Source organism: Paenibacillus sp. P32E (assembly GCF_001909085.1).
Taxonomy (GTDB): Bacteria; Bacillota; Bacilli; order Paenibacillales; family Paenibacillaceae; genus Paenibacillus_AQ; species Paenibacillus_AQ helianthi.
Genome location: NZ_LVYY01000062.1, coordinates 1 through 886 on the forward strand (window position 1 = coordinate 1; position 886 = coordinate 886).

Annotated in this window: 2 rRNA genes; both read left to right on the forward strand. The window is 50.2% G+C overall.

Going from position 1 to position 886, the window contains the following annotated elements:
* Positions 1-255, forward strand: a 16S ribosomal RNA gene (locus tag A3848_RS27485); the annotation flags it as partial.
* 337 nt (positions 256-592) lie between these two features.
* Positions 593-886 (forward strand): 23S ribosomal RNA (locus A3848_RS27490); the annotation flags it as partial.

The following is an 886-nucleotide window of genomic DNA, read 5'->3' on the forward strand; positions in this document are numbered from 1 at the left end:
GCCGGTCTCAGTTCGGATTGCAGGCTGCAACTCGCCTGCATGAAGTCGGAATTGCTAGTAATCGCGGATCAGCATGCCGCGGTGAATACGTTCCCGGGTCTTGTACACACCGCCCGTCACACCACGAGAGTTTACAACACCCGAAGTCGGTGGGGTAACCCGCAAGGGGGCCAGCCGCCGAAGGTGGGGTAGATGATTGGGGTGAAGTCGTAACAAGGTAGCCGTATCGGAAGGTGCGGCTGGATCACCTCCTTTCTATGGAGAATCGTTTCCTGCAATGGAAACATTCAAATCGGAAGCTTAGCTTCCAAAACTCAGGTTTAGGCCTGTTACTCACTCGTTGCTCAGTTTTGAGAGTTGAAGCTCTCAAGTAATACCTTGATCCTTGAAAACTGGATACCGAAACGAAAATGCGTTTTAGAACATCTTTTAGCTGAAACTTGTGTAAACAAGTTGAAATAGTTATTAGTATGCTGAAAGCGAAGGTTTTCGATTGTGAAGCGACCTTTGGCTTTAAACAGACTAGCGAACGGATTCATCCGGGAGCGCTGTTTAAAACAAGATGAGCGAACAAGCGAAACACCGGAGCAATGGTTAAGCTAATAAGAGCACACGGAGGATGCCTAGGCGCCAGGAGCCGACGAAGGACGTGGCGAACAACGAAACTGCCTCGGGGAGCTGTAAGCAAGCTTTGATCCGGGGGTGTCCGAATGGGGAAACCCAGCTGTGGTAATTCGCAGTTACTCATACCTGAATACATAGGGTATGCAGAGGCAGACCAGGGGAACTGAAACATCTAAGTACCCTGAGGAAGAGAAAACAATAGTGATTCCGTCAGTAGCGGCGAGCGAACGCGGAACAGCCTAAACCAAGGGGCTTGCCCCTT